Raw genomic sequence first — 12,192 nt, 5'->3', positions numbered from 1 at the left:
CTCAGGGTTGAGGGCCCGGCTGGCCGGGGACGGACGGCCCGACGATCACCGTGGCCGCCCGCTCGGGCGCGAGGTACTGCCGCGCCAGTTCGGTCAACTCCTCGGCCTTGATGGCGGCGAATCCCTCCAGGATGGTGAGCGGCCATTGCAACTGCTGCGGATGGCGGCTGGACAGGTTGAGCACCGATTCCATCCAGTAGCGATTGTTGCGCTTGATGTCCTTGATCGAGGTCAGTGTTGGCTCCAGGGCCCGGTGCAGTTCGTCCTCGCCGACCCCCTTGCCGCTTAGGCCGGCGGCCACCTCCCTGGTCGCCCGGGCGAGCGCTTCGGCCTGGTCCGGGGCGACGATCAGGCTGCTTTTCATCAGGCCGAAGCCGGCGTTGGCCCGGCTGGGCTGGCTGATCACCCGGGGGGCATAGGTGGCTCCCAACTCTTCCCTGATCTTGACCCGCAGCCGGTCGTCGAACACGGAGGCCAGCAGGTTGAGCCGCCGGGTGCGGTCGATATCCCAGAAATCGCTGGTCTGCCAGGCCACGGTCAGAAGCGCCCGGTCGAGGGAACTGGCCGCCTGCAGACGACGCTGTTCGCCGGCCGGGAACACGATCGGCTGTACCGGCGGCGCCTCCCCGGCCTGCCGCCGGTCCGCCCCGAAATACTGTCGCACCAGCGTGACCGCCTCGCCGGGATCGATGTCGCCGACCACATTGATTTCAAGAGGTTCGCGGGCAAAAGCAGGCGCCAGCCACTGGCCGATCCGGGCCAGATCGATTGTGTTCACCTCGTCCCAGGTCGGCAGCCCGTACTCCGGACTGCCCCCGGCCAGAAACCGGTCTCCCTGGATCTGGCCGATCCCCTCCACCGTGCCGGCCAGTTGATCGTACATCCGCCGCAGGTTTTCCCGGCTGCGGCGGAAGTCCTCGGCCCGGAAGACCGGATCGTACAGGCGATGGCGGAGCAGGTGCAGCAGTGTTTCGAATTCATTGCGCAAACTGCCGCCTTGAAAGGAAAAGCTTTCGGGACCGACGGCAAAGTCGAGACTGACGTTGGTCCCGGCCAGGGCCTCGCCCAACTGCTCGCGGGTCAACCTGCCGATGCCGCTTTCCCGCATCAGGGCCTCGGCGGCCAGGGCCATGCCCGCCGCCGGTTCGGCCTGCCTGCCGTTGCCGAACTGCACGGACAGCAACACCTGATTAGCCTGGAAATCGGTGGCCTTGACGTTGAGGACCACGCCGTTGGGCAAGGTCACCGTCTCCACGCCTATCTCCTTGTGGCTCGCCCGTTCGACCGGCTCGTTTGCCGGGACAGGCGGCGGCGCCAGATAGGGAAAAGGCGCCCGCTGCGCCTCCACCCAGGCCGGGATCTCTTTGCTTTCGTTAGTTCTGTACAGCGCGCGCACCTGGTCCTCCAGTTGGGCGGCCGTCAGCCCCGGTTCCAAAACCCCGGCCAGGTGGATCTGCCGTCGCGGCTGGCTCCACTGCTGGCGCAGGGCATCGTTGATTTCGGTCAGGGTGAGGCCATCGACCTCCGGCCCATAGAACGCCATCTCCTGGGTCGGGCTCATGACAACCTCGCCGTCGCCGAGCTTGCGGATGATTTCCTCGGCAATCTCCCGGCTGTCGCGGGAAGGCGCGGTCTGCACCGCCTTGTCCAGCAGCGCCCTGATTTCCCGCTTGCCCCGGGCCAGCTCCGTCTCGGTGAAGCCGTGCTTCAGGGCCTGGGCAAGCGTCGTCTGCAACAGGGCCAGCCCGTCCCGCCATGTGCCGGGCTCGGTCCGGGCGGTCAGGGTGGCGTATTGGTATTGTCTGAGAAAAAGGCCGGCGTGCGTCTGGGGTTGCGCCAGGGGACTGCCCGGACGCTGTTCGAGCTGATCCAACCGGTTGCCGAGCAGGATCGAGGCCATGTACTGCCGCAACTGCTCGATTTCCCAGGCCCGCGAATCCTGGCGGGGCTGGATGTTGCCCACCGTGGACAGGCTCAGCGCGGTGGAGCCCAGTTCCGGTTCGGGCAGGACGAGGATCTCGATTCCCGATTCCTTGACCGACCCCGTCTCCGGACATGACACCGTTGCCTCCGCCGCCGTCAGTCCGGCAAAGGCCGTCTCCAGGAGTTTCGCGGTTTCCGTCGGACGCATGGCGCCGACCACCACCACGATCATGTTGTCGGGCCGGTACCACCGGTCGTAGAACGAACGGAGCAGGCGGCTGTCGGCCGTATTGAGCACCTCCTCCACCCCAATGGGATCGCGCCGGGCCACCAGGGTGCCGGCGAAATCGAACTCCATCTGTTTTTTCGAGACCCGGCTGGCGGCGGAATCGCGGCTGCGCTTTTCCGCCAGGATGACGCCCCGCTCCCGATCCACCTCTTTCTCCAGCAGCAGGGCTCCCCTGGCGTAATCGGCCAGCACCTTGAAGCCCTCCGCCATCACCGCGGACTCGGCCGAGGGCAGCAGGAGATTGTAGACCGTCTCGTCGAAACCGGTGCGGGCATTGGTGTCGCCGCCGAAGTCCATGCCCAGGGACTGGAAGTACTTGATCAGCGTGCCAGGCGGATAATGGGTGGTGCCGTTGAAGAGCATGTGTTCGAGGAAGTGGGCCAATCCCCGCTGCTCCTCGGTTTCCTGGAGCGAGCCGGCCCGGACGACCAGGTAGAGGGCCACCCGGTTTTTCGGCTCGTCGTTGGCCATGAGCACGTACCGGAGCCCATTGGCGAACCTGCCGAACGTGAGCGCCGGGTCCGGTGGCAGATCGCTGCCGTCGTGGGGCCAGTTGGCGGCCAGGCAGGACGGCTGCGCTGGCCGGGGCGCTGGCCCGATGGACTCTGCGCCGAGCAGCGACGGCAGGAACAGGAGCGCGAAAAACAGGGCGGCCACGCGGCGCCACGAAAACGGAAAGACGGATTGCGGCATTGTCGAACCTCGAGGTTTGGTGTACACAACGGAAACAACTGTCAGACTATAGTGTGCGCCCGGAGGGGAAACAAGATGATTATCGCCGGCAAACGGGCCCTGGTGCTGGGGGCGACGCGCGGCATCGGCCTGGCCGTCGCCCGGACCCTGGCCGATCAGGGCGTCCGCCTGATCCTGCCCTGGTTCGACTGGCCCGAATCGGTGTCGGCCCTCCAGGAGGAATTCGGCGGCGGCCGGGACGGCCACCTGCTGCTGCGGACCGACCTGCGCCAGCCGGATGAGGTGGCGGCGTTGATGGCCGCCATCGACGAACGGTTCGGCGGCCTGGAGATCGTGGTCAACAACGTCGAGCGCGGCGGCATGCCGATCCTGCACGGCGGCTATCGGCGCGAAGTCAACCGCGAGCAGTGGCAGTTGGAAATGGACACCACCCTGCGCGCCAAATGGCTGGTGTTCGACCACGCCCTGCCCCTGCTGCGCCGCAGCGGGGCGGCAACGGTGGTCAACGTCTCCTCGATCGCCGGGATCGTCGGCCGGTCCGGGCCGGCGGGGCTCCTGTTCAACGACGGCTATGCCGCAGCCAACCGGGGCGTGCAGTCCCTGACCGAGACCTGGGCCAGAATCGGCGCGCCTTCCATCCGGGTCAACGAAATCATGCTGGGCCTGATCGATTTCCGGCACGGACCGGGCACCAGGGGGTGGGATTTGCTCACCGAGGAGCAGCGGTGCGACCTGCTGGCGCACACCCTGCTCCGGAGGACGGGCACACCGGAAGAGGTGGCGCAGGCCGTGCTGTTTCTGATCCGGGATGCGGATTTCCTGACCGGCGCCGTTCTGCGCCTGGACGGTGGTTACGTGGTGGGGGGGGAGCGCCCTTCGGTCATGCCCGAAGGGATTCTCTAGCAGGGGAACGTTCCGAGGATGGTGCTCTCAGCTTTCCAGCACCCAGTCGGGGAGGTGGTGCATGATGTAGTCGGTCACCTTTTCCTTGGCGGCCGGGTCGTTTTGCCGGATGCCGGCATCGCGCATCACTTCGTCGAAGTCGTACCAGCAGAGTTCCTTGTCCTGATGACTGTACACCGTCAGGATCCGGTGATCCGGGTCGTCGAGGTCCTCTTCCTCCTGGATGGCGGCCACCAGGCGGACCGCTTCGTCATAGGGCAGAAAACGGACTGCATCTTCGCTCATCGAACACTCCACACTCCGGCCGACAAGGGACGGGAGCAACGCACACGTGCAAGGCGGGCCGCACGGGTCAGCGCGCCTTGCACGACAAAAACGGGGGATCAGGCTGGCTTGACGACAGCCCCGGAACGGATGCAACGGGTACAGACGTTGGCATGCACGGTACTGCCGCTGCTGGTCTGCATGCGCACCCTTTGCAGATTGGGCAACCAACGACGACGGGTCTTGTTGTGGGCGTGGCTGACGTTGTTTCCCGTCGAGGGGCCTTTGCCGCAGATTTCGCACGTACGGGCCATGATCGTTTCTCCTCAGGTGAATCGTTTGACAATAGCCGCGAATAATAGCCTCGCACCATGAAAAAGCAAGTTCTTTTCGCAGCCGTCCCCCAGAATTCGCTCCGGGCGACCCCATCGGCCGCGCGCGGCGGCGGGACGGCGGAAGCCTTGCAGCCCTTGGCAAGGTGTACCTATAACCCGGCAAAAACGATACAGAAATTTTCTTCGTTCAATGGTTGGTTTTTGTTATAATCGTCCTTACAATCAAAACGCCCCGAAAGCCGCACGACCCGCCGCATCTGTACCTGCGAAAAACGGCGTTCCCGCCGCGCGGGACAACCGGGGCACCGATGCCGCACCGTTCTCCGTACCACAAGGAATCACCGCATGCCACATGCCGTCACACTGATTTATGAATTTCTCTCGTGGCGGTCAGTCCTTGACATTCTCCTGATTGCCGCCGGTCTGTTTTTTCTCTACCGGACCCTGCTCCGCCTCGGCACATGGAAAATCATGGCCGGCATCCTCCTGGCCCTGGTGGTGTTCATTCTGGCCAACGCCCTCCAACTGAAGGGCATCGAGTGGATTTACCACAACGTCAGCAACGTGGCCGTGCTCGGTCTCATCATCATTTTCCAGCCGGAACTGCGCAAGGTGTTGGAAAAGGCGGTCTCGGTCCCGCCGCACCGGCTCAGGGATCAGGACACCTCGCTGCACGCGCTCATCGGCGAAGCCCTCGTCAAGCTCGCCCAGGAACGGTGCGGCGCCATCATCGTCTTCCCCGGCAAGGAGCCGATCAACGGCAAGATTTCAGGCGGCTATCAACTGAACGCCGTCCCCAGCCTGCCGCTCATCCTCAGCATCTTCGATTCCAATTCACCGGGGCACGACGGCGCGGTGATCATTGAAGGCGGCAAGCTGACCCAATTCGGGGTCCGGCTGCCCATGTCGCAGTCGACCAGACTTTCCGAGGAATACGGCACCCGCCACCATGCCGCCATGGGGCTCGCCGAACAGACCGACGCCCTGGCCCTGGTTGTTTCCGAGGAGCGGGGCAAGGTTTCGGTCTTTGTCAACGGCGAGATGCACCCGGTGCGCACCACCGATGAAATCGCCAAGGCCATTGTCAGTCATCAGCGGGAAATGGGCTTCCTCAATCGGGACAGCACCCCGAAAATCCGCAAACGAACCATTTTCCAGATTGCCGCCAGCCTGATCATCGCCATCGTCTTCTGGTCGACCCTCATCATCTCGCAACGCGAGGTGGTCGAGCGCGTCCTCCCGGCAACCATCGACTACACCACCCCGGCCGAGGACCTGGTGCTGGTCGGCGAAAAAGCCAACGAAGTCAAACTCTATCTTTCCGGCCCCAAATCGGAGATCGACAACCTGGCCAACAACCCGCCCAGTGTCAAGATCGACCTGTCCAAAATGGCCAAAGGCAGCCAGACCATCATCATCACCAGCGAAAACCTGCGGCTGCCCAAGGGGATCACCCTGCTCGACACCTCCCCCCAGCAGCTCAAACTGACCCTGGCCGCCGTGGTGCAGAAAAATGTGCCGATCACCCCCCAGATCATCGGCAAACTCCCCGGCAACCTGAAGATCAAGCAAATCACCGTGATCCCGGACACCGTACTGGTCACCATTCCGGTCACCAAGGAAGAAAAAATCAACGAAGAAGTCCTCACCACCCCGATTTATCTGGAGTCGATCTCCACCGACAGCAAACTGTTCTGCAAGGTGATCGCCCGCCCCTCGATTCAGCCGGTGGCGAAACGCTGGCCGGACGTGGAAGTCATCATCGAGTTGAAATGACCGCCCTTCGGCGGCTGACCGGACCCGCCTGAGCCGGGATGGCCGGCCGCCGTTCCAGCCGGAAACCCTCCCCGCCACTCTTCTTTTCCCCTGTCGCTTTTCCCTGCCCCGCGCAAAATCGCACCCCCACCCCCGCATCGTTACATTTTTGAGCATATACATAAAAAATTATGCCATAAATGTTACATGAAATGCGATTTTCCGTCACCTCACCCCAGACCTTCTCGAGCAACATACTAACAATAAATTAATTTTTCAAAATCTCAAACTCTATCAAAAAGGGCACGATACGTGCATAATTGTAACCATCATGTACTACTGCGCCACGTGCAAAGACGGCCTGCCCGGACAGCCAGACTCTCTTCGCACGGGGGACCGCTGCAACATTTATTGAAAAAGGAGAGAATATGAAACGTTTGTTTTCCGTGGCCGCCTTTGCCGCCCTCGCCATGGCCACCACCGCACCCCAGGCAACCGCGGCGACCGCCACCGCCGCCCTTGACGCCAACAGCGCCTACGTATGGCGTGGCTTGACCATGAACAACGGCTTTGTCCTGCAGCCGAGCATGGATGTTTCCCACAATGGTTTCGCCTTCAATGTCTGGGGCAACTACGACGTCGACGATTACGACGGCGCCCTCAACGACAACAGATTTTCCGAAATCGACCTGACCGGTTCCTACGCCTTCAAGCTGGGGAGCGTCGACGCCAGTCTCGGCATCATTCATTATCTGTTCCCCGAGGCCTCCGACGATGCCGACAGCAACACCACCGAACTGTTCGCCGGCCTCAGCTACGACCTTGGCGCCGGGTTCGCCATCTCCACCAAGATCTACTACGATATCGATGTCGTCTCGGATTATTACATCACCGCCGGCCTGGGATACTCCTACAACCTCAACGACCAGACCACCCTGGGCCTGAGCGCTCTGGTCAGCTATGCCGGTGACGACTTCACCGAGTATTACGCAGGAGGTACGGACAGCGGTTTCTTCAACTACACACTCACCGCTTCGGTGAAGTACATGGCCACCGAGGCCTTCGGCATCGGCGCCAATATCAATCTGGCCGACAACCTGGACGACGACGCCCTGCCAGATGAGTCCGTGCACACCAACGTCTACGGCGGCATCAGCCTGACCTACACCTTCTGACCCCTCTTTCCTCCGTTCCTCTCCCCCTCTTCCCGGCATCGGCATGCCCCCCGGGAAGGGGGGTTCCATTCCGCTCCCCCTGCTTCCATCCCGTCCTCCGCAAAAAAAGCGCCCCCGATTCCCCCCTTTTTCCCGCGCATCTGCCCTTGGTATCTCCTTGCCGGATTTCCGCGGGGCCGTATTTGACATTTGTCCCCAAACGTGCGTGAATACATCTGGTAACAGGTGTGGCCGGTTCGAGCGTCCTTCGCGTCGCTCTTCCGGCTAAGCCGCGTTGCCGTCCCCCTCAACACAAAGGAGAGTCCGTATGTTGAACAATCTGAAAATCGGAACACGACTGAGCCTCGGCTTTGGCGCGCTGCTGGCGCTCATGCTCCTGGTCGGTGGATACAGCATCAAGGAGATCAAGGAGTTGCATCATGAAATCGACCTGCTGGTCACGGACCGGATGGTCAAGGTCGAGCAAGCCAACGCGCTCATCCGCGACATCAACGTCGTGGCCCGTGCGGTTCGCAACCTGCTCCTCGACGACGACAGCGGGCGTCGGCGAACCGAATTGGAGCGGGTAGCCGAAGCACGGAAAAGTGCCAGCGGGCTGCTGGAAAAACTCACCGCATCCGTCACCGACGAAAAGGGCGCGGCACTGGTGAAAAGCATCATCACCGACATTCGCCCCGTTTTTTCCCGGCACCTCGATGCCATCGTCAAGTTCATCACCGACGGGCAAACGCTCCAGGCCAAGACGCTCCTGCTGGGCGACTACCGGCAGATCCAGGCCACCTATCTGAACATCGCCGAGGACCTGATTCGCCTGCAGACCGAGCTGGCCCAGGATGCGGGAAAAAGGGCGGCGGGCATGGCGACCCTCGCCACCCGGATAACCGCGACGATCCTCCTCTCGGCCCTGGTCCTCAGCGTACTTCTGGCCTTCTTCATCGTCCGCTCGATCACCGGCCCGGTGCACAGGGCCTCGGCTCTGGCCGAGACCATGGCCAAGGGCGATTTCACCGTCAAACTGCATCTCAGGCAGCAGGATGAAATCGGCCTGATGGCCGCATCGCTCAACACCATGGTGGGGCAACTGGGAGGCATGATTAGGGAAATCGTCGGCGGGGTGAAGCGCTTGGCGAACTCGTCCAACGAACTCGCCGCCGTCTCCAGACAACTCTCCGTCGCCGCCGAGGACACGGCGGACAAGGCCGCCACCGTCGCCACGGCCACCGAGGAAATGAGCACCAATATCCAGTCCGTATCGGCTGCCATGGAACAGTCGACCGGCAACGTCAACATGGTAGCCTCCTCGGCCGAGGAGATGACCGCCACCGTGGGCGAAATCGCCCAGAACGCCGAGAAAGCCCGCTCCATTTCCGAAGGTGCGGTCAGGCAGTCGCGGCTGGCGTCCGAAAAAATGGCCGCGCTTGGCGAATCGGCCAGGAAAATCGGCCGGGTGACCGAAACCATCACCGAGATTTCGGAACAGACCAATCTGCTCGCCCTCAATGCCACCATCGAGGCGGCGCGGGCGGGCGAGGCGGGCAAGGGTTTTGCGGTGGTCGCCAACGAAATCAAGGAGTTGGCCCGCCAGACCGCCGAAGCCACCATCGACATCAAGAACCAGATCGGCGAAATGCAGGCCACCACCGCCACCACGGTCGAGGACATCGAGCACATCTCGGGAATCATCGCCGAGATCAACAACGTCATCAACGGGATAGCCACTGCGGTCGAGGAACAGTCCGCCGCCACCGGCGAAATAGCCGGCAATATCGCCCAGGCCTCGCAGGGCATTGCCGAGGTCAACGAAAACGTGGCGCAATCCACGGTGGTCATCGCCGACATCACCCGGGACATCGCCGGCATCAACCAGCAGTCCGGCCAGGTCGGCGCCGGCAGCAATCAGGTCCTGCAGAGCGCGCAGGGACTGGCGGAACTAGCGGTTGAACTCGAAAAACTGGTCCAGCGGTTCAAGGTCTGACCTTTCTTCGCCCCCCGGACGAATGGGCGCTCCCATTCGTCCGGTCCCTGCCGGCCTCCCGTCGCCGCACCGCTCCCCCGCGTCGTTCCGGTCCCGTTCCGCGCCTTCTTCCGGCACCGCGGCCAATCCAAAACAAACGCATTTTTAATCCCATCGTAACGCAATCCCGATACAAGGGAAACGGCAGGAGCGAGCATCCCGCCACAATCCCTTCGTACCAGGACCTTCAGCCGACGCATTCCGGCGACGATCGACAGAACCCATGGACCAGAAAACAGAAGAGTTGCTGCGCGCGGTCATCCGGCGTCAGGATGTCCGCGTGCATTTCCAGCCGATCATCCATATCCGGACCCGGCAGATTTACGGTTACGAGGGATTGATTCGCGGCCCGGTGAACACCGTGCTGCACGCCCCCACCCGCCTGTTCGAGGCGGCGGCCAGAACCGGCCTCCTGGCGGAACTCGACCTGCTCTGCCGGCAGGCGGTGATCAAGCGCTTTGCCCAACTGGGCCTGCCGGGACGGCTGTTCATCAATGTCGATCCCTTCAGCCTGGTCCACGAGCATTTCCGCGAGGGGCAGACCCTGGAACTCATCGAACAGGCCGGCCTCACTCCCTCCCAGCTGATCATCGAACTGACCGAAACCCACCCGGTGGAGGATGTGCATCTGATGCAGCAGGCCATGGTCCACTACCGGGAGATGGGGTTCCGGGTGGCGCTGGACGATCTCGGCGCCGGCTATTCGGGCCTGAAGCTCTGGTCGGAGATCCGGCCGGACATCGTCAAGATCGACCGCCACTTCATCCACGGCGTCGACCAGGACCGCACCAAGCAGCAATTCGTCAGCACCATCCTCAAGACCGCCACCGCCCTGGGATGCAGGGTGATCACCGAAGGGGTGGAAACCGGCAACGAGTACGCCACCCTGCGCAAGATCGGGGTGGAGATGCTCCAGGGCTACTATTTCAGCCGCCCCGTGGAACTGCCGCCGGTGGCCATTTCCTCGAAACTGTTTCGCAAGGAGGTGCGGGTCGCCGAGGAGGACGAGGCGCCGACGGTGGAGATGCTGACCCGGCCGGTGGTGTCCGTGCAGGCCGAGGCCATGGTCCGGGAGGTCGGCGACCTGTTCACCTCGACGCCGGAGCTGGAGTCGATCGTGGTCGTCCACGAAACCGAGGTGCTCGGCCTGGTGCTGCGCCGGGAATTCATGAATCTCTATGCCAGCCTCTACGGCAAGGAACTGTACGGCAAGCAGCCGATCCTCCGCTTCATGAACCGGAACATTCTGCAGGTGGACAAGAAACTGCCGCTGGAGGAAGTCAGCTACCGCCTCACCACCTCGCTCGACATCCACACCGACGAGTTCATCATCCTGGACGACTGCCGGCTGGCGGGCAAGGGCCGCCTGATCGACCTGCTCCACGAGATCACCAAGCTCCAGGTCAGCCGCGCCCGCCACGCCAATCCCCTGACCCTGCTGCCCGGCAACGTACCCATCCAGCAACAGCTCCAGAAGCTGTTCCGCCAGAACATACCCTTCACCGTCTGCTATTTCGATCTCGACAACTTCAAACCCTTCAACGATTTCTTCGGCTTCAGCCGGGGCGACATGGTGATCCGTTTCGTCTCCGACCTGCTGACAGCCAATATCGACGACCAGATCGACTTCATCGGCCATATCGGCGGCGACGATTTCGTGGTCATCTTCCGCAGCGACGATTGGCAGCACAAGGTGGAGCGGATACTGCGGCAGTTCGACGACAGCATCGGCGGCCTGTACAACGGCCACATCGGCTGCGTGATCACCACCACCGACCGCGAAGGCCGCGAACGGCAATACGGGCAGATGACCCTGTCGGCCGGAGCGGTGATCATCCATCCCTCTCCCTGGCGCTGCCACATCGATCTCTCCGAGGAGGCCTCCATCGCCAAGCATCACGCCAAGGCCCTGCCCGGCAGCGTGCTGTACATCCACGAACTCCCGGTCGACCCGCCGCTCGTCGCAGCGCCGATATGACCCCGGCCGCCACGCCGGAAAATTGGCTGGATGTCCTGGCGGCAAGGCAGCGGCTGGCGCTGGGACCGACGCGGCGCGCATAGAGCGCGGCTGTTCGGCGCAGGAGCAGACAGCCGTCCGCAACAACGACAAAAGAACGCTGCCTCCCGCGGGCCAGCCGGACGACCATCGCCCGGGCGGCGAAACGATCCCGGCCGATTTCAGTGTCGCTGCACCGCCGGGAAATGGCTGTCGACGATGGCCTCGACCTCCGCCAGCCACGCGGCCCGCTGGGCCTCGCTGCCGGTCACCACGACACCGAAGGTTCGACGCTGGAACCCGCGCACGCCGCAGAGGCCAAAGATGCAGTTTTTCCAGATGGTTTCCAAGGGATCGCCGAACACCGTGCGCTCGCGCTCGGCCTCGGTGTTCGAGGTGTTGAACACCAGGGCGGCGCGGGCCTTGAGCAGGCCCACCGGCACGCCCTCGCCGGAATCGCCGGCCACGAATTCGTAGGCCACCCCCGGCCGGAGAACCCGATCCACCCATCCTTTCAAAATGGCCGGCGGCATGCCCCACCAGTTGGGATGAACGATGACAATGCCGTCGGCCTCGGCAATCTCGGCGCAGTGGCGCGCAACCAGCGGCGGCAGGGAGGCGCCGCGCGGAATCTCGCCACCGGGCAACAGGGGATCGAATCCCTCCCGGTACAGGTCATGTTCCATGACCGCATGGCCGTTGGCCCGCAACCGGTCCGCCGCTGTCCGGGCAATGGCATGGTTGAAGCTCCTCTCCCGGGGATGCGCCACAATCAGTACAATCATCATCGGTTGTCTCCAGTATTCCGTCGCCGGCCCGGCGCCGGTCGTCGATCGACAGGGGAA

At 63.1% G+C, this 12,192-nt stretch carries 9 protein-coding genes; 5 read left to right on the top strand and 4 right to left on the bottom strand.

All coding sequences use genetic code 11. From position 1 onward, the window contains the following. Position 1: 1 nt before the first annotated feature. Complete coding sequence (locus Q362_RS0108295; protein ID WP_028318298.1) at positions 2-2,905, bottom strand: M16 family metallopeptidase; 2,904 nt, start codon at positions 2,903-2,905, stop codon at positions 2-4. Between the two features lie 75 nt (positions 2,906-2,980). Here Q362_RS0108295 and Q362_RS0108290 point away from each other — a divergent pair, with 75 nt between their 5' ends. Continuing rightward, the gene (locus Q362_RS0108290; RefSeq protein ID WP_028318297.1) at positions 2,981-3,808 is read left to right on the top strand and encodes an SDR family NAD(P)-dependent oxidoreductase; all 828 of its coding nucleotides are present in this window, start codon (positions 2,981-2,983) and stop codon (positions 3,806-3,808) included. A 27-nt stretch (positions 3,809-3,835) separates the two neighbouring features. Here Q362_RS0108290 and Q362_RS0108285 read toward each other — a convergent pair whose 3' ends face one another. Continuing rightward, positions 3,836-4,093 (bottom strand): hypothetical protein, encoded by a 258-nt coding sequence (locus Q362_RS0108285; protein WP_028318296.1) that lies wholly within the window; start codon positions 4,091-4,093, stop codon positions 3,836-3,838. 98 nt (positions 4,094-4,191) lie between these two features. Then, positions 4,192-4,386: a 50S ribosomal protein L28 gene (gene rpmB, locus Q362_RS22800; protein ID WP_084312467.1), complete on the bottom strand. Its 195-nt coding sequence runs from the start codon at positions 4,384-4,386 to the stop codon at positions 4,192-4,194. Positions 4,387-4,752: 366 nt separating this feature from the next. Here rpmB and Q362_RS0108280 point away from each other — a divergent pair, with 366 nt between their 5' ends. The 4 genes from Q362_RS0108280 to Q362_RS19815 all read left to right on the top strand — a co-directional run bounded on the left by Q362_RS0108280 (position 4,753) and on the right by Q362_RS19815 (position 11,329). Next, positions 4,753-6,183 (top strand): diadenylate cyclase, encoded by a 1,431-nt coding sequence (locus Q362_RS0108280; RefSeq protein WP_028318295.1) that lies wholly within the window; start codon positions 4,753-4,755, stop codon positions 6,181-6,183. Between the two features lie 407 nt (positions 6,184-6,590). Next, positions 6,591-7,337: an MltA-interacting MipA family protein gene (locus Q362_RS0108275; protein ID WP_028318294.1), complete on the top strand. Its 747-nt coding sequence runs from the start codon at positions 6,591-6,593 to the stop codon at positions 7,335-7,337. A 307-nt stretch (positions 7,338-7,644) separates the two neighbouring features. Then, on the top strand, positions 7,645-9,312 hold the full coding sequence (locus Q362_RS19820) for a methyl-accepting chemotaxis protein (protein WP_051553915.1): 1,668 nt from the start codon (positions 7,645-7,647) through the stop codon (positions 9,310-9,312). A 262-nt stretch (positions 9,313-9,574) separates the two neighbouring features. Then, positions 9,575-11,329, top strand: coding sequence for a bifunctional diguanylate cyclase/phosphodiesterase (locus tag Q362_RS19815; protein ID WP_051553913.1), 1,755 nt, complete (start codon positions 9,575-9,577; stop codon positions 11,327-11,329). Between the two features lie 200 nt (positions 11,330-11,529). Here the strand turns inward: Q362_RS19815 and Q362_RS0108260 are convergent, their stop codons facing one another. After that, positions 11,530-12,135: an NAD(P)H-dependent oxidoreductase gene (locus Q362_RS0108260; RefSeq protein ID WP_028318293.1), complete on the bottom strand. Its 606-nt coding sequence runs from the start codon at positions 12,133-12,135 to the stop codon at positions 11,530-11,532. Between the last annotated feature and the right edge of the window lie 57 nt (positions 12,136-12,192).

It is taken from the genome of Desulfobulbus elongatus DSM 2908 (assembly GCF_000621145.1).
Classification (GTDB): domain Bacteria; phylum Desulfobacterota; class Desulfobulbia; order Desulfobulbales; family Desulfobulbaceae; genus Desulfobulbus; species Desulfobulbus elongatus.
The sequence above is the reverse complement of the archived record's forward strand: the minus strand, read 5'-3'. Positions and strand labels throughout refer to the sequence as shown.

Excerpts from the sequence above, each read along its gene's own strand:
- Q362_RS0108285 (WP_028318296.1), bottom strand. The coding sequence starts at position 4,093 with ATGAGCGAAGATGCAGTCCGTTTTCTGCCCTATGACGAAGCGGTCCGC.
- Q362_RS0108295 (WP_028318298.1), bottom strand. The coding sequence starts at position 2,905 with ATGCCGCAATCCGTCTTTCCGTTTTCGTGGCGCCGCGTGGCCGCCCTG.
- Q362_RS0108260 (WP_028318293.1), bottom strand. The coding sequence starts at position 12,135 with ATGATGATTGTACTGATTGTGGCGCATCCCCGGGAGAGGAGCTTCAAC.
- Q362_RS19815 (WP_051553913.1), top strand. The coding sequence starts at position 9,575 with ATGGACCAGAAAACAGAAGAGTTGCTGCGCGCGGTCATCCGGCGTCAG.
- Q362_RS0108275 (WP_028318294.1), top strand. The coding sequence starts at position 6,591 with ATGAAACGTTTGTTTTCCGTGGCCGCCTTTGCCGCCCTCGCCATGGCC.
- Q362_RS0108280 (WP_028318295.1), top strand. The coding sequence starts at position 4,753 with ATGCCACATGCCGTCACACTGATTTATGAATTTCTCTCGTGGCGGTCA.
- rpmB (WP_084312467.1), bottom strand. The coding sequence starts at position 4,386 with ATGGCCCGTACGTGCGAAATCTGCGGCAAAGGCCCCTCGACGGGAAAC.
- Q362_RS0108290 (WP_028318297.1), top strand. The coding sequence starts at position 2,981 with ATGATTATCGCCGGCAAACGGGCCCTGGTGCTGGGGGCGACGCGCGGC.
- Q362_RS19820 (WP_051553915.1), top strand. The coding sequence starts at position 7,645 with ATGTTGAACAATCTGAAAATCGGAACACGACTGAGCCTCGGCTTTGGC.